The sequence below is a fragment of the Lysobacter sp. HDW10 genome (assembly GCF_011300685.1).
In the GTDB taxonomy this organism is placed as follows: Bacteria; Pseudomonadota; Gammaproteobacteria; order Xanthomonadales; family Xanthomonadaceae; genus Solilutibacter.
In genome coordinates this window covers 735,617-750,316 of record NZ_CP049864.1, presented here as the reverse complement: position 1 = coordinate 750,316, position 14,700 = coordinate 735,617, and the positions used below count along the sequence as shown (strand labels likewise).

At 57.3% G+C, this 14,700-nt stretch carries 13 protein-coding genes; 7 read left to right on the top strand and 6 right to left on the bottom strand.

All coding sequences use genetic code 11. The annotated features are described in order from the left end of the window. Positions 1-21 precede the first annotated feature (21 nt). Entirely contained in the window at positions 22-1,377 is a 1,356-nt protein-coding gene (dnaA, locus tag G7069_RS03600; RefSeq protein WP_166294359.1) for a chromosomal replication initiator protein DnaA, read from the bottom strand. 177 nt (positions 1,378-1,554) lie between these two features. Here dnaA and rpmH point away from each other — a divergent pair, with 177 nt between their 5' ends. The 5 genes from rpmH (at position 1,555) to G7069_RS03575 (ending at position 6,372) form a co-directional block, all read left to right on the top strand. Further along, entirely contained in the window at positions 1,555-1,695 is a 141-nt protein-coding gene (gene rpmH, locus G7069_RS03595; protein ID WP_031374044.1) for a 50S ribosomal protein L34, read from the top strand. A 50-nt stretch (positions 1,696-1,745) separates the two neighbouring features. Further along, positions 1,746-2,168 carry a ribonuclease P protein component gene (rnpA, locus tag G7069_RS03590; protein WP_166294357.1) on the top strand — a complete coding sequence of 141 codons (423 nt, stop codon included), beginning with the start codon at positions 1,746-1,748 and terminating at the stop codon, positions 2,166-2,168. Then, positions 2,165-3,862, top strand: a complete 1,698-nt coding sequence (gene yidC, locus G7069_RS03585) for a membrane protein insertase YidC (protein WP_166294355.1) — start codon at positions 2,165-2,167, stop codon at positions 3,860-3,862. Before rnpA ends, yidC begins: the two co-directional genes overlap by 4 nt. Positions 3,863-3,865: 3 nt before the next feature. Continuing rightward, complete coding sequence (gene mnmE / locus G7069_RS03580; RefSeq protein ID WP_166294353.1) at positions 3,866-5,197, top strand: tRNA uridine-5-carboxymethylaminomethyl(34) synthesis GTPase MnmE; 1,332 nt, start codon at positions 3,866-3,868, stop codon at positions 5,195-5,197. Between the two features lie 146 nt (positions 5,198-5,343). Beyond that, entirely contained in the window at positions 5,344-6,372 is a 1,029-nt protein-coding gene (locus G7069_RS03575) for an energy transducer TonB (protein WP_166297482.1), read from the top strand. Between the two features lie 57 nt (positions 6,373-6,429). On the opposite strand, the gene G7069_RS03570 is transcribed toward G7069_RS03575, so the two are convergent. Genes G7069_RS03570 through G7069_RS03550 form a run of 5 tightly spaced genes read right to left on the bottom strand, consistent with a single transcriptional unit; the run spans position 6,430 to position 10,728 of the window. Continuing rightward, the gene (locus G7069_RS03570) at positions 6,430-7,596 is read right to left on the bottom strand and encodes an ABC transporter permease (RefSeq protein ID WP_166294351.1); all 1,167 of its coding nucleotides are present in this window, start codon (positions 7,594-7,596) and stop codon (positions 6,430-6,432) included. Beyond that, positions 7,593-8,348 (bottom strand): ATP-binding cassette domain-containing protein, encoded by a 756-nt coding sequence (locus tag G7069_RS03565; protein WP_166294349.1) that lies wholly within the window; start codon positions 8,346-8,348, stop codon positions 7,593-7,595. The genes G7069_RS03570 and G7069_RS03565 overlap by 4 nt, the downstream gene beginning before the upstream one ends. Then, positions 8,345-9,904, bottom strand: a complete 1,560-nt coding sequence (locus G7069_RS03560; RefSeq protein ID WP_166294347.1) for an alpha/beta hydrolase — start codon at positions 9,902-9,904, stop codon at positions 8,345-8,347. The genes G7069_RS03565 and G7069_RS03560 overlap by 4 nt, the downstream gene beginning before the upstream one ends. 3 nt (positions 9,905-9,907) lie before the next feature. After that, complete coding sequence (locus G7069_RS03555; RefSeq protein WP_166294345.1) at positions 9,908-10,120, bottom strand: helix-turn-helix transcriptional regulator; 213 nt, start codon at positions 10,118-10,120, stop codon at positions 9,908-9,910. After that, on the bottom strand, positions 10,117-10,728 hold the full coding sequence (locus G7069_RS03550; protein WP_166294343.1) for a hypothetical protein: 612 nt from the start codon (positions 10,726-10,728) through the stop codon (positions 10,117-10,119). Before G7069_RS03550 ends, G7069_RS03555 begins: the two co-directional genes overlap by 4 nt. Before the next feature lie 147 nt (positions 10,729-10,875). Between G7069_RS03550 and acnD the strand changes: the two genes are divergently transcribed. Both acnD and prpF read left to right on the top strand, forming a co-directional pair. Then, positions 10,876-13,479 (top strand): Fe/S-dependent 2-methylisocitrate dehydratase AcnD, encoded by a 2,604-nt coding sequence (gene acnD / locus G7069_RS03545; protein WP_166294341.1) that lies wholly within the window; start codon positions 10,876-10,878, stop codon positions 13,477-13,479. A gap of 9 nt (positions 13,480-13,488) precedes the next feature. Then, on the top strand, positions 13,489-14,673 hold the full coding sequence (prpF, locus tag G7069_RS03540) for a 2-methylaconitate cis-trans isomerase PrpF (RefSeq protein WP_166294339.1): 1,185 nt from the start codon (positions 13,489-13,491) through the stop codon (positions 14,671-14,673). The last annotated feature ends 27 nt before the right edge of the window (positions 14,674-14,700 follow it).

The window sequence follows — 14,700 nt, the reverse complement described above, 5'->3', positions numbered from 1 at the left end:
ATCCACACCTTGCTCCCCCGGTTACTCACTGAGTTTACGCACTAATTTTTCCCAATCCTCATGTAGCTTGCCATCTGTGTCCATGAGCTTGTCAATTTGTTTGCACGCATGCATGACCGTTGTGTGGTCACGCCCCCCAAATTGTTCACCAATTTCGGGCAGGCTGCTGTCGGTCAATTCCTTTGCCAGGCGCATAGCCACCTGCCGCGGGCGGGCCAACGAGCGCGTCCGTTTCGGGCCTAAGAGGTCCTTGATCTGTAAACCGTAATAGTCGCCCACGGCCTTCTGGATCTGCTGGATGCTGATGGCTTGGTCACGCAGCAAGCCGCGCAACGTATCTTGCGCAAACTCCAAGGTGATGGGCTTGCCGAAGAAATGAGACTGTGCGGCCAAGGTGTTGATGGCGCCTTCCAGATCCCGGATGCTCGAACGCAATTTCTTAGCGAGCAGCTCGGCCACGTCGTTCGGCAAATTCAGGCCTTTTTCGCGGGCTTTGGCGTGTGCAATTTGAGCACGTGTTTCGAAATCCGGCGAATCGATCGCGACCGGCAGACCCCAGCCCAAGCGCGAGGTGAGTCGCGGCTCCAAGCCTTCAACTTCGCGCGGATAACGATCGCACGTCAAAATAATTTGCTGGCGGCCATCGAACAGCGTGTTGAACGTGTGGAAGAACTCTTCTTGCGTGCGGTCTTTGCCTGCGAAAAATTGAATGTCGTCAATCAGCAGCGCATCCAGGCCCTGAAACTGGCGGCGAAACGCCTCGGTGCCGCCGGTATTCGCTTGGTCGTAGAGCGCCTTGGTGAAGCCCTCCAAAAAGTCTCGAGCGCGCAGATAGAGCACACGTGCCTTCGGATTGCGTTTTACGATTTCGTTGCCGGCGGCCACCATCAAATGGGTCTTGCCCAAACCTGTGCTGCCGTACAACAGCAAGGGGTTGTGCGCACGGTCACCCGGCGACATGGCGGCCTGCCACGCGGCTGCGCGTGCCAGTTGGTTGCTTCGACCTTCCACAAAATTGTCGAAAAAGTACTGGATATTGAGGTTGCCGTGAAACGCAGGGGGTCTTGACCCTGCACCTTCGTGTTGTGCTGCGCTCGGCTTTTCAGCAACTTCACGCGGTGCCGTGCCATTGGCTATCCGCACGGAGCTCGCGCCGGAAAATTGGGTCATGAGCTCGCGAATGCGGGGCAGAAAATGCGCTTCGATGTGATCGGTGACGTAGACGTTCGGCGAATACAGCACCAAGCTGTCGTTCTCGGCGTGCGGCTGCACCATGTTGAGCCAGGTCCGCACTTCTTCGACCGGAAACTCGGATTCGAGTCGGGTGAGGCAGCGAGACCAAGCGTCGAGGACGGGCGTGGAAGGATCTGGATTCATGCGGGGAACGTGCGTGTGATCGACGGCGGCAGGGCGCCGAAGCTCGGACTCAAGGGAATCCCGCAATCTATCATCGCGGCGATCCGACTGCACTCGATATCAACTCGGGCTTGACGCGAGTAGGGGAGCATCGTTAGACTTTCGGGTTCCCTAGTGTTCAACTCGGCGCCCAGCATCATGGCCACCAAGCGTACTTACCAACCCAGCAACCTCAAACGCAAGCGCGACCACGGTTTCCGTGCCCGCATGGCAACGGCAGATGGCCGCAAGATTCTTGCACGTCGCCGCGCCAAAGGCCGTAAGCGTCTCTGTGCCTGATGACAACACCCGTGCACTGTCGTGCATGGGGTTGATGTCACAGGTGACGAATGACCTCGTCCCCTGAATTGCGATTTCCGAAATCGGCGCGCGTGCGAACGCGTGCCGATTACGCGTGCGCGTTCGACAGCGCACGACGTGTCCATGGCGCCCATTTCCAACTGGTATTCAAAACTTCGGCACCCGAAGCAGCGGATACAGCAAAACTCGGTCTAGCCGTCTCCAAGAAAGTCGATACGCGTGCGGTCAACCGCAACCGTATTCGGCGCGTGTTGAAGGAAGCCTTTCGCGCCATTTCAGCGCAGGCACAGCCGGGCACTTACGTGTTTGTCGCCAAGCCTTCGGCGCGTGCGGTTGAAAACGCAGGCTTGAGTCACGACTTCTTAAGATTGATGCAACGCGCTGGCGCGTTGCCCCCGTCTCCACCACAGGGCACAATGCAGCGCCCGCCCACCAACGACGATTCGGCATGAACCAAACTCGACTGTTTTTGATCTTTGCTTGGCTCATGGTGGCCATGTTGTTGTGGCTGGAGTGGGGCAAGGCGCATGCGCCGAAGCCCGTCGCAGCGCCGACCCAGGCCACGGCCGCGGCTGTGCCCAGAATGGTGCCGGACGCCGCGACCACGGGTATTCCGCAAGCGACACAGCCGCAAGCGGTCCCCACGCCGAACACGCAAGCCACTGCAGTGACCCAAGCCGCACGCGTGCATGTGCGCACCGACGTCTTGGATGTTGTGTTGACCGGTGGTGGTCTACAACAAGCCGATTTGCTTCGCTACCCGCAAACGCGTGACAGTGCCGCGCAACCTGTGCGTTTGTTGTCGGGCGACGCGACGCGCTTCTACCAAGCACAAACGGGTTGGGTAGGTGAGCAAGGTCATGCAGCGCCTGCGCACGACGCGGCTTACACAACCACAGCCGCGCCCGAACAAGTCCTTGCAGCCGACGCACAGAAGATTGAAGTGCCGTTTGTTTGGACGAACCCGCAAGGCGTCACCTTCAATCGCGTATACACCTTTACGCGCGGCAGCTATGCCGTCGATGTCAAAGATACCGCCATCAATGGCGGCACTGCCGCTTGGGCCGGATACATCTATCGACAACTGGTTCGTGTGCCGCCGGTGATCAAAACCGGTTACACCCATCCGGAATCTTTCAGCTTCATCGGCGCCACTTGGTTCGACGCGAAAGAAGGCTATCAACGTCGTCCGTTCAAAGACTTTATGGAAGATGGCGCCATCAACACCGATGTCACGGGTGGTTGGTTGGCAATGCCGCAGCACCATTTCTTAACCGCATGGGTGCCGCAAGCAGATCAATCCTCGCGCTATAGCTTGATGCAGAGCGGTGGCGTGGATGGCATTACTGCGCGCGGTCCCGGTTTCACTTTGCAACCTGGCCAACAAGCGGCGAGCGATGCACGTTTGTGGGTCGGCCCGAAAGACGTGAAATTGCTCAACGCACTCAATGTGCCGGGCATGAATCGCGCGGTGGATTACAGCCGATTCGAAATCTTCGCACTACTTGGCCAAGGCTTGTTCTGGCTGTTGTCCAAATTGCATGCGCTGATTGGCAACTGGGGCTGGGCCATCATTGGTCTGGTTGTGTTGCTGAAGATGGTGTTGTTCCCGCTGTCTAACGCGCAATACAAATCATCTGCAAAGATGCGTCGCGTGCAACCGCGCATGGCGCAATTGAAAGAACGCTATGGTGACGACAAGGTCAAGTTCCAACAGGCCATGATGGATCTGTACAAGACCGAGAAGATCAATCCGATGGGCGGCTGCTTGCCGATCATTCCGCAGATGATCATTTTCATGACCTTGTACTGGGTGTTGTCTGAAGCGGTCGAACTGCGTCACGCACCGTGGATGGGTTGGATTCAAGACCTCACTGCACGTGATCCTTATTTCGTGTTGCCGGTGTTGAACGCGGCGATCATGTTTGCCACGCAACACATGACGCCGGTGCCGCCGGGCATGGATCCCATGCAGCAGAAGATGATGAAGTTCATGCCCGTCATCTTCGGCGGCGTGTTGGCGTTCTTGCCTGCAGGTCTGGTGTTGTATCAAGTGGCCAACGGTGCCTTGGGTCTTTTGCAACAGTGGTACATGCTGCGCAAGTACGGCGATAAGCCGGAACCGAAGTCCGTAGTCGTCGACTAGCCCATGCATCGCCCAGGCCACGCGTTTGACACGATTGTCGCCGTGGCCACGGCGCCCGTGCCGGCAGGGGTCGGCATCATTCGATTGTCAGGTCCTGATGCGTTCGCGATTGCGTCGCAGCTGTGTGGACGCGCATTGGAGATTCGACACGCGCATTACGTGCGTGTACGTGATGCGCAAGCGCAGGTCTTGGATGACGGTGTGGCGATTGCCTTTAAAGCACCGGCAAGTTTTACCGGCGAGGATGTCGTTGAGCTTCAACTCCATGGCAGCCCGGTGGTACTCGAGGCGGTGGTGGCCTGCGCCTGCGCTTTAGGTGCGCGTCGCGCCGTGGCAGGCGAGTTCAGTGAACGGGCCTTCTTACATGGCAAGTTGGATCTCACCCAAGCGGAAGCCATCGCGGATTTGATCGAAGCGCGAGATACACAAACCGCGCGCGCAGCACGACGTTCGTTGGAAGGTGCGTTCTCCAAACGCGTCGACGCACTCGCCGACGACATCTTGCGCATTCGTGTGCAGATTGAAGCGTCCATCGATTTTGTTGACGAACCGATCGACACCGACGGCATCGTGCGCATCGCCGAGCGGCTCGCCGGTTTGGAACAGGCGTTGGCAGACACTTTGCACGAAGCGCAGCAAGGTCAGAAGTTACGCGACGGCTTGCACGCGGCGCTAGTCGGCGCACCGAACGTCGGAAAGAGTTCGCTGTTGAATGCACTGGCCGGCGTGGATCGCGCCATCGTGACGGATGTGGCGGGTACCACGCGCGATGTGCTTAAAGAGACGGTGCGCGTTGGCGGCATTGAACTCACCTTGATCGATACCGCGGGTTTGCGCGTCACCGAAGATGTGATCGAAGCCGAAGGCATGCGACGCGCGCGCGGTGCATTGAAAGCGGCAGACCTGATCATTGCGGTGGTAGACGCGCAAGAAGCACAGCTCGGTCGCGCGCGCTTGCGAGATGAACTGCCGCCCTCGGGTGCCGTGATATGGGTCATCAACAAAGGTGATTTGGCCCAAGTGCAATCGGTAGATGCGATTGTTGTCTCCGCGCAAACGGGTGAAGGCTTGGATACGCTTCGTGCCGCGATTGTTGAACATGCGCAGCGCGCGATGGGCGAGGGCGCCTTTACGGCACGCACGCGCCACGTCGAAGCACTGGTTCGCGCGCAGCAAGACTTGCGCAACGCGATAGCTGAATGCGGTTCAGGCCATATCGATCTCTGTGCAGATGATTTGCGTCGCTGTCATGACGCCCTGGGTGAAATCACCGGACGGGTGACGCCGGATGACTTACTTGGCGCGGTTTTCTCGACCTTCTGTATCGGCAAATAGGAAAGTCGATTGCGACGGTGATCGCGAAAAACACGTGCGTACAGTTGACAAGCGGCTCACGTCATCGTTGTATGGCAACTGGGTCAATACGCTATCCCATGGGGGAAAACATGAATCAGCGCGCAAAACACGCCCGTCCGGGCGCGATGCGTTACTTGGCAGTGGCCGCACTGGGCACTGTATTGGCAAGCGGCATTGTCGCTTGTAAGAAAGATGATGCAGCTACGACGGCGGGTCAAACACCTGCTGAAGCCGCCGCCACACCACCACCGGCTGCTGTGTCCAGCGCGGTTGCGGCGATGAGTGCGGAACAATTGCGCGAAGCCGCGCAGAAGGCATTGGCAGATACACGTATGTATGCGCCTGCCGGCGACAACGCCATGGAGTACTACCTCGCGTTGCGTGACAAGTCTGCCAGTGATCCGGGCGTTTCTTCGGCATTGACTGATTTGCAACCGTATGCCGTGATGGCGACGGAGCAAGCAATCGCACGTAAAGATTTCCCGGAAGCAAAGCGCCTCTACGCCTTGCTTGAGAAAACCGACAATGCAGCACCTGCATTGCCGCGCCTGATGAACTCGATCAGCGAAGGTGAGAAGGCTGCAGCGACTGCAGCTGCCAATGCGCCTGCATTGACCGAGGCCGAAAAGGCCAAGGAAGCTGAGCTCAACAAGAAGCGCATTGAAGAACAAAAGAAGCTTCAAGAACAAGCCGCTAAAGAATTGGCTGCGAAGCAAGCTGCAGACAAAGTACGTGCAGAGCAACAATCGGCCGCCAATGCCGTAGCCGCTCGCGCTGCTGCAGATAAGGCCGCCGCAGACAAGGCTGCCGCAGATAAAGCAGCTGCGGATAAGGCCGCTGCTGATCGTGCCGCGGCACAACGTGCACAGGCCGCACAACCGGCAGCGCGTCCTTCCAGTGGTGGCTCAAATGAGCTTGTTGTGGTCTCTGCACCGAGCCCGCGATACCCGGCTGCTGCACGTCGTACCAATCAAGGTGGCACCGTGCAAGTTGAATTCACGGTTGACCCGGATGGTTCGGTCAGTAGCGCACGCGTGGTGGATTCGACTTCACGTCTGTTCGATCGTGATGCGGTGAACGCCGTGAAGAAATGGCGCTTCAAGCCGATTTCGAGTGCGCAAACCACTCGTCGCACCATCAACTTCCAACCGTAATTTACGAAGTCGAAGCCAAGAAAAAAGCCCGGGTTTCCCCGGGCTTTTTTTGTGCGCTTAGGAAGCCACCGCAAGTTTCTCGTTTTGGTACCGCTTGACCGCTGCGAACCACAACAACCAAGCGATGGCCAGATTGGCGCCGAAGTAGACGAGCCATTCCAACAGCGCGATGTTTTCGCTACGCAAGACCTTCAACAACAATTGGTTTTGCGACAAGAACGGGATCGCAAACATCCACAGCTGGTTCTTGACCGGATTGATCATCAAGATGATGGTCGGCAGCATCGGCAACAACATCAGCATCGACATATAGCTCTGTGCTTCTTTCACCGATTTCGCGTTGGAAGAAATCACCGTCAGCAAGGCCGAACCGATCGCGACCATCGGAACCAAGATCAACATCATCTTCAGAACGGCCAGCATGCTGACGTCCATCATGGTGCCCAGACCCGGTGTGATCACCGCGGCGAACTTGAATGCTACACAGGTAAAGAACACGCTCAACATGCCGATGCACACCGAGGCCAAGATCTTCCCGGACACGATTTCGTTGCGCGATGCAGGCGTGGTCAACAACGGTTCCAAAGATTGACGTTCGCGCTCACCCGCAGTCATGTCGATCACAAACGCCGCGCCACCAATGAATCCGCCGAGAATCAACAAGTACGGCAAGAACGACAGCGCCAAGCCCTTACGCGCTTCAGGTGTGGAAAGATCCTTGTTGGTCACCACCATCGGCGAGATCACGGCCGGCGAGATACCCCGAGCGACCAAGCGAAGACCACCGACAACTTGGTTGTAGCCCTGAAGTTCCGCTTGCAGACGTCGCGCCGGAATCGACGCATCTTGGCGTGTCGAATCACTCACGACTTCAACCATCGCCGGTTCGCCTTTGCGCCACTTCTCGTCGAAGTCTTTACCGATGCGCAAATAGACATCTTCATCTTGATTGCGAATCGACGCATCAGGATCAGACACTTGCTTCAGATGGATACCCTGCGCTTTCAAGTACGAAACGAGGTTCGGCGCATATTCCGCGCCGACCATGGCGATGTTCAATTCCTTGTCCATTTGCGAGTCGTGCTTCTTCTTCATGAATGTACCCATGCCGAAGATCAGCAACACGATCAACACGGGGCTCATGAACAACGTCAGGCCGAGTGTCTTGCGATCACGCGACAGCTCTCTGAGCTCTTTGGTCAATACAGTCTTCAAGCGGCTCATGCGTGCAATCCTTCTTCAGTACCGATCAGACGCACGAACGCGTCTTCAAGATTTTGTTCACCCGCCTTGTCGCGAAGTTCATCCGGTGTGCCTTCGGCCATGACGCGACCGTTGGCAATGATCACAATGCGATCGCACAAAGCAGACACCTCTTGCATGATGTGACTGGAGAAAATCACACAATGCCCTTCCTGTTTCAGCTGGCGCAAGAATGTGCGCAAGCCACGCGTGGTCATCACATCCAGACCATTGGTGGGTTCATCCAAAATCACGTTCTTCGGTGAATGCACCAATGCGCGCGCGATGGCTGTCTTGGTGCGTTGACCTTGACTGAAACCTTCGGTTTGACGATCGAGAAAGTCTTCCATTTGAAGTGCTTTCGCCAAGGAGGCGATGCGCGCTTCGATGGCCGCACTGCTCATGCCATTCAACTCGCCGAAGTAGCGGATGTTTTCGCGTGCCGTCAGTCGCTTGTAAATGCCACGCGCATCCGGCAGCACACCGATGCTGCTCCGGACCGCAATCGGATCATCCGCAACATTGATACCATCGACCAAGACGCGACCTTGGTCTGGGCGCATGAGCGTGTAGAGCATGCGCATCGTGGTGGTCTTGCCGGCGCCGTTCGGGCCGAGGAGCCCGGTGATTTCGCCGTCGCGGGCGGTAAAGCCCACATTGTTGACCGCGACGACCGGCGCGTCTTTCTTGCCTTTACCGGCAAAGGTTTTATGTAAGGATTCCGCCGTGATCATGGGGTCCATCCGTTATAGGAAGTGAAGGGGGGCGTGTACGACAGGTTGTCGAGGCATTTGCCATCGAGTTGTTTCGCATCCGCGGTTTCAATGAATTTCGCGAACAGCTTCGGCATACAGCCCACACCAATCACGTTGTGGCCTTGGCCGCGCAGCACAAACAAGCGACCGTTCTTCAAGGTCTTGACGGTTTCCTCGCCAAATTTGGGCGGCGTGACAGGATCCAATTCGCCTTCCAACACCAGCGCCGGGACGTCAGTGGACAACGGGTTGTGGAAGTCAGCCGGCATCTTGCCTTTGGGCCAAACCTTGCACATCGTCGACATCGCATCGGTCAGGCTGGTGCCAAGCACGGTGTTCTTGTCGGCCGCATCCGAGACCACGTTGTCACCGTCTTCTGTACAGATGACCGACATCTGCATGCCCATCATCATTTGGTCTTCCAGACCCGAGGTCAGCATGTCGGACATGGCTTTCAGGCTCTCGTAGCGACCTTGCGCGGCTTCATGCAATTGATGCGGAATCAAAGCGGCCATCGCCGGCATATACGCAAACATGCGAACAAGGTTGGCGACTTCATTTGCCTTCAGCGTGTCTGATTTGAATTCACCGGTGGTGGGGTCGCGATAGGTCACCGGTACCGGGCCCTTACGCAGGGTGGCCATCACGATGTCCAATGATTCACGCGGGTTGCCTACGGCTTTGACGCAAGCTTCGTTGCGCGTGCACAAGGCGAACTGACGCGTCAATGCGTCTTCCAGATTGCGCGCCCAGATATTGCCGAGGATGGTGCTGTTCGGCACAACGGAATCCAACACGATCGTGCGTGTACTTTGCGGATAGCGCATGGCGTACTGTTGCGCAACGCGGGTGCCGTAGGACACGCCCATGACATTGATCTTCTCGGCACCCAAGGCTTTACGCACGTCATCCAAATCGGCAACGGCCGTTGTGGTGTCGTATTGCGTGAGATCTGCAATCTTCGAGAGCTCGGCCACGCATTCGCGCGTTGCCGCTTCGATCGCGGCTGGCGTGACGGCGTCTGCCGGATCACCTTCCGCGTCTTTGCTGCTGCACTTCAGCGGATTGGAATCACCCGTGCCACGTTGATCGACCAAAATCACGTCGCGCTTGTCGAGAATGCGTTTGAATGACGCGGCCAACTGCGGATAGCTTTGCACGGCGGATTGTCCTGGGCCACCGGCAATGAAAAACACGGGATCAGGTTGCAGCTCGGCATCTTCGTCCGCCGGAATCCAAGCAATGTTGAGCTTGATCTTGCGGCCGTCTGGCTTGCTGCGATTCTCGAGCACTTCATACGTCGTGCATTGCGCGGTGACACCTTCACGCACCATCGGTGATGAAAGGGTGCAAGGATTGAAGGTCAGCGCACCGTAGTGACGACGCTTGACCGATTCGTCGGACGCAGCGTGCTTACCCGTAGTGGCGGTCGCTGTTGCCGTCGCCTTTTTCGGCGCGTGGCTTTGCCAATAGCGATAGCCGAATAAGGCGAGCAGGGCAACGAGCGCCAGCAGGACTCTGTATTTGCGTTGCATGAATTAACTTCCTTTGGAATCCGGGTGTTCGTAGATGAAAATGCTTTCGATCGATTCGTCAAAGACGTGTGCGATCTTGAAGGCGAGTGGCAAGCTCGGATCGTATTTGCCAGTTTCTAACGCGTTGATTGTCTGGCGCGACACGTCCAACAGCTCGGCAAGCGCTGCTTGTGACCAGCCCATTTGTTCACGAAGGTCGCGCAGACGGTTGTTCATTGATAGCGGCGCAACGCTAACAACTTGCCGAAGCCATAGCTGATTGAGAGGACCGGAAAGACCCAAATCATCGCCGCACCCGCATCAAAGTGAATGACCTTGGCCAGTTGCAGGAAGCCCGCTGACATATAGCCGAGCGACACAACCAAAGCGGCGATGCCAATCGATTCAAGCTCAACCCTGCGTTGAAATTCGTCGACATTGCGTACGTACTCAATGAAGGCAAACAAGATCAAAGCAATCGGCAAGACCGGCAAGAGCGCGACCAAGGCCCGAACGAAGACTTGATCGATCCCGCGGCGAATCAGAAAAATGGATATCGGCAGCAGGATGACGTAAGCGAACATGGCGGGCATCATTCGGCGCAAATACTGCCGGCCTGCCTTGGTTTGACGCTGGATATCCATGGCGTCTTTGCACCACCGCGGTAACAACATAAAGCACACCCAGCACAGCAACAGGCCGACGCTGACACCGGTGAAAAAGCCGTGCACCGTTTCGGGCATCAACCCCGGCCACATCACACCCGCAAGGGCCACGCCGGCGAACACGAGGGCCAAGCCCAGTGCAAAACGCATTCGAATCTCAAAACTTGGCAGCGAAAACATGAAACTCTCCCTCTTTTTCGTGCGCGTCCGTTGATGTGTCAAGGACGCTTGACACAAGACTACGCGGCCTAACTATCTTGTGTCAAGTGACCTTGACAGTCGGCGTTTCAGGCAGGCGCGTAAAATGGGGGTTCAAACGGAGTGCACATGAATACCGAACACAAACAACCACTGCCGGGCACCGATCTCTCCTATTTCAGTGCGCAATCTGCGGTGGAGGCCTTACATCCGGGCGCTTGGAAAGGGCTGCCCTATACAAGTCGTGTGTTTGCCGAGAACATCGTGCGTCGCGCGGCACCTGAGCGCGTTGCCGATTTTCTAGGACAGTTGGTCGAACGCAAACGGGATCTGGATTTCCCGTGGTTCCCGGCACGCGTGGTCTGTCATGACATTCTTGGGCAAACGGCCTTGGTCGATTTGGCAGGTCTGCGTGATGCGATTGCCGAACAAGGCGGTGATCCGGCCGCTGTGAATCCTGTGGTGCCGGTGCAGCTGATCGTCGACCATTCCTTGGCGGTAGAAGCCGATGGCACGGACCCAGAGGCCTTCATCAAAAACCGCGTCATCGAAGATCGCCGCAACGACGATCGATTCCACTTTATTGAATGGACGCGACACGCGTTTGAAAATATGGATGTGGTGCCGCCAGGCAACGGCATCATGCATCAGATCAATTTGGAACGCATGTCGCCGGTGGTGGGTGTGACTGACGGTGTCGCGTATCCGGACACCTGCGTCGGCACCGATAGCCACACGCCACATGTGGATGCATTGGGCGTCATTGCGATCGGTGTTGGCGGGCTTGAAGCTGAAAATGTCATGCTGGGTCGTGCTTCGTGGATGCGCCTGCCGGACATCGTCGGCGTTGCACTGACAGGGCGCCCGCAGCCTGGCATCACCGCCACCGATATCGTGCTGACCCTCACGGCGTTCTTGCGCAAAGAAAAAGTGGTGGGTGCATTCCTTGAGTTCTATGGCGAAGGCGCGGCGGCATTGACTGTGGGTGACCGCGCCACGATCAGCAACATGGCACCCGAATACGGCGCCACGGCGGCGATGTTCTATATCGACGACAACACCCTCGACTACTTGCGTCTGACGGGTCGAGGCGACGCGCAAGTGGCCTTGGTCGAAACCTATGCCAAGACCGCGGGTTTGTGGGCAGACAGCCTGCGCGACGCGGACTACGAGCGCGTCCTTGAATTCGATCTCTCAAGCGTCACCCGCACCATGGCTGGGCCGTCCAATCCGCATGCGCAATTGCCGGTGTCTGCATTGGCAGAGCGCGGCATTGCCCGCGACCTTGCAGGCGCCGAAGCACAAGAAGCCGAAGGCTTGATGCCGGATGGCGCGGTGATTATTGCGGCCATCACGAGCTGCACCAACACCTCGAATCCGCGCAACGTGATTGCCGCGGGTTTGATCGCACGCAACGCCATCGCCAAAGGATTGACGCGCAAGCCTTGGGTGAAATCGTCTCTCGCGCCGGGCTCGAAAGCGGTCGCATTGTATTTGCAAGAAGCGGGGCTGAAAACGGCACTTGAACAGCTGGGCTTCGGCATCGTGGCGTTTGCGTGCACCACGTGCAACGGGATGAGCGGTGCATTGAACCCGGACATCCAGAAAGAAATCATTGCGCGCGATTTGTATACGACTGCCGTGTTGTCGGGCAACCGCAACTTCGACGGACGTATTCACCCCTACGCAAAGCAAGCGTTCCTCGCCTCACCGCCTTTGGTCGTGGCCTATGCCATTGCCGGCACCGTGCGTTTTGACATCGAGAAAGATGTGTTGGGTGTCGACGCATCGGGCCAACCGGTTTACTTAAAGGACATTTGGCCAAGCGACGCAGAGATCGACGCCTTGGTGAAGCGCGCGGTGAAGCCCGAGCATTTCACGGCGGTGTATGACCCGATGTTTGATCGCAGTGGCAGCACGCGTTTGAAAGTTTCGCCGCTGTACGACTGGCGCGAAAAGTCGACCTACATTCGCCGTCCGCCGTACTGGGAAGGGGCCTTGGCCAAACCGCGCACCATGACGGGTCTGCGTCCCTTGGCGGTCTTGGGCGACAACATCACCACGGATCACTTGTCGCCATCGAACGCCATCATGGCGTCCAGCGCGGCGGGCGAGTACTTGGCGAAGATGGACGTGCCCGAAGAAGACTTCAATTCTTATGCAACGCACCGCGGCGATCACTTAACCGCACAACGCGCCACATTCGCCAATCCCAAGCTCTTCAATGAAATGGTGAAGAACGAGGACGGCAGCGTGAAACAGGGCTCGTTGGCGCGGATTGAGCCGGAAGGAAAAGTGGTGCGCATGTGGGAAGCCATTGAAACCTACATGGACCGAGGCCAACCGTTGATCATCATCGCCGGTGCAGATTACGGCCAAGGCTCCTCGCGCGACTGGGCGGCAAAAGGTGTGCGTCTTGCGGGTGTTGAAGCCATCGTCGCCGAAGGATTTGAACGCATCCATCGCACCAACTTGATTGGTATGGGTGTCTTGCCCTTGGAATTCTTGCCAGGTGAAAGCCGCCATAGCTACGCGATCGATGGCACAGAAACGTTTGATGTGCGTGGGGCGATTGCGCCGCGTTCTGAATTGACGGTCTTGGTCCATCGCCAAAATGGCGAGACCGTGTCCATTCCAGTTGTGTGCCGATTGGATTCCGATGACGACGTCTCGGTGTACGAAGCAGGCGGCGTGTTGCAGCGCTTCGCCAATGATTTCTTGGGCCGCGCATAAGATGACGTCATGAGCAAACAACTTCAAATCCCAGCCACCTATATGCGCGGTGGCACCAGCAAAGGTGTGTTCTTCAAGTTGGAAGATTTGCCAGAACCTGCGCGTGTACCGGGTGCATTCCGCGATGCGTTGCTGATGCGTGTGATCGGTTCACCCGATCCTTATGGCAAGCACACAGATGGGATGGGGGGTGCAACATCCAGCACCAGTAAGTGCGTGATCATTTCGAAAAGCACACAGCCGGATCACGACGTCGACTATTTGTACGGACAAGTCGCGATCGAACATGCCTTCGTTGACTGGAGCGGCAATTGCGGCAATTTGACCACTGCTGTTGGCCCATTCGCAATTAGCGAGGGCTTGGTTGAACCTTCGCGCATCCCGCGCGATGGCACCTGTGTCGTGCGTGTGTGGCAGGCGAACGTTCAAAAAACCATTCTTGTGCATGTGCCGATCCAAGACGGCGAAGTGCAAGCGCTCGGTGATTTCGAACTCGATGGTGTGACCTTTCCCGCAGCAGAAATCGTACTTGAGTTCATCGACCCTGCAGAGGGCGATGAAGGCGAGGGCGGTTCGATGTTCCCGACGGGCCACGTCATCGAAGATCTGGAAGTGCCTGGCGTCGGGACATTCAAAGCCAGCATGATTACCGCCGGGATTCCGACGATATTTATCGATGCGTCCGCGCTTGGTTACACGGGCAGCGAACTGCAAGGCGCGATTAACACTGACGATGCCGCCTTGGCGCGCTTTGAAGCAATCCGCACGGCGGGCGCTTTGAAGATGGGCATCATCAACACACCCGAAGAGATTGCGACCCGACAACACTCGCCCAAGATTGCCTTTGTCGCACCTGCTGCGAGCTATGTCGCGTCGTCCGGAAAAACGATCGCCGCAGACGATATCGATTTGCGCGTGCGTGCGCTGTCGATGGGCAAATTGCACCACGCCATGATGGGCACTGCTTCGGTTGCAATTGCGACGGCGGCGTCTGTGCCCGGCACGGTTGTGAATTTGGCGGCCGGCGGGGGTCAACGCGAGGCCATTCGGTTCGGACATCCCTCCGGAACGTTACGTGTGGGTGCAGATGTCGCCGAAGTCGATGGCCAATGGGTGGTCACCAAAGCAGTGATGTCCCGTTCTGCACGCATTCTTATGAAGGGCGAGGTCTACGTTCCAGCGCCGATTGCGTGATCTGATTCACAGATTCCAGCTAATATC

Coding starts and splice junctions, on each gene's coding strand:
- G7069_RS03570 (WP_166294351.1), bottom strand. CDS start 7,596: ATGAGCCGCTTGAAGACTGTATTGACCAAAGAGCTCAGAGAGCTGTCG.
- G7069_RS03555 (WP_166294345.1), bottom strand. CDS start 10,120: ATGAACAACCGTCTGCGCGACCTTCGTGAACAAATGGGCTGGTCACAA.
- rpmH (WP_031374044.1), top strand. CDS start 1,555: ATGGCCACCAAGCGTACTTACCAACCCAGCAACCTCAAACGCAAGCGC.
- G7069_RS03575 (WP_166297482.1), top strand. CDS start 5,344: ATGCGTTACTTGGCAGTGGCCGCACTGGGCACTGTATTGGCAAGCGGC.
- yidC (WP_166294355.1), top strand. CDS start 2,165: ATGAACCAAACTCGACTGTTTTTGATCTTTGCTTGGCTCATGGTGGCC.
- mnmE (WP_166294353.1), top strand. CDS start 3,866: ATGCATCGCCCAGGCCACGCGTTTGACACGATTGTCGCCGTGGCCACG.
- acnD (WP_166294341.1), top strand. CDS start 10,876: ATGAATACCGAACACAAACAACCACTGCCGGGCACCGATCTCTCCTAT.
- dnaA (WP_166294359.1), bottom strand. CDS start 1,377: ATGAATCCAGATCCTTCCACGCCCGTCCTCGACGCTTGGTCTCGCTGC.
- prpF (WP_166294339.1), top strand. CDS start 13,489: ATGAGCAAACAACTTCAAATCCCAGCCACCTATATGCGCGGTGGCACC.
- G7069_RS03560 (WP_166294347.1), bottom strand. CDS start 9,904: ATGCAACGCAAATACAGAGTCCTGCTGGCGCTCGTTGCCCTGCTCGCC.
- G7069_RS03550 (WP_166294343.1), bottom strand. CDS start 10,728: ATGTTTTCGCTGCCAAGTTTTGAGATTCGAATGCGTTTTGCACTGGGC.
- G7069_RS03565 (WP_166294349.1), bottom strand. CDS start 8,348: ATGATCACGGCGGAATCCTTACATAAAACCTTTGCCGGTAAAGGCAAG.
- rnpA (WP_166294357.1), top strand. CDS start 1,746: ATGACCTCGTCCCCTGAATTGCGATTTCCGAAATCGGCGCGCGTGCGA.